1 protein-coding gene is annotated in these 633 nt (G+C 64.1%); it reads left to right on the plus strand.

Annotation, left to right across the window (positions count from 1 at the left end):
* Positions 1 to 95: 95 nt before the first annotated feature.
* Positions 96 to 557: a DUF664 domain-containing protein gene (locus tag ACLQ3C_RS21465; protein WP_425707115.1), complete on the plus strand. Its 462-nt coding sequence runs from the start codon at positions 96 to 98 to the stop codon at positions 555 to 557.
* The last annotated feature ends 76 nt before the right edge of the window (positions 558 to 633 follow it).

Raw genomic sequence — 633 nt, forward strand, 5'->3', positions numbered from 1 at the left:
CCACCGGGCAGTTCTCAATGGCCACCCACGGGCAGTTCCCGTGTCCGCCAGTGGGCAGTTCCAGCTGTCCATTGACATATGGAAGGGTCGTCGCCATGGATCCGTGGACTACCGCCACTTTGGCGACGGCCGAGAAGTGTTGGGCCGCGATGGTCGGCGTCATCGAGGATCTCGCCGATCCCGACGTCCACCGGCGGCTTCCGGTCGCCGGCTCGAACTCTCCGTATGCCGTGGCGCACCATTGCGTGGAAATGACGCGATGGTGGCTCGGCACACTCGGCTGTGGCCTCGACTTGCCCAGAGATCGGGCCTCCGAATTCAGCGCGACCGGAACCGTCGACGACCTTCTCGTCCGCATCGAGGCGACCCGTGCCGACATGGAGAGGTGGTCCGTGCAGATGGTGCGTGACGGCATTGCCTGCCGGGATGCCCAGGGCACCACCGCCGACGTGGATCTCGCCACCGTGACGCCGCAATGGGTGCTGCTGCATGTCGTCCATGAACTCGCGCAGCATCTCGGGCAGATGCAGATCACCCGGGACATACTGCTGACGTAACGCAGAAATGCCCCGCAACCTGCTGGTTGCGGGGCATTTCTGTGAAGTGTTGTTCGGCGGTGTCCTACTCTCCCAC

It is taken from the genome of Gordonia sp. DT30, assembly GCF_049844915.1.
Classification (GTDB): domain Bacteria; phylum Actinomycetota; class Actinomycetes; order Mycobacteriales; family Mycobacteriaceae; genus Gordonia.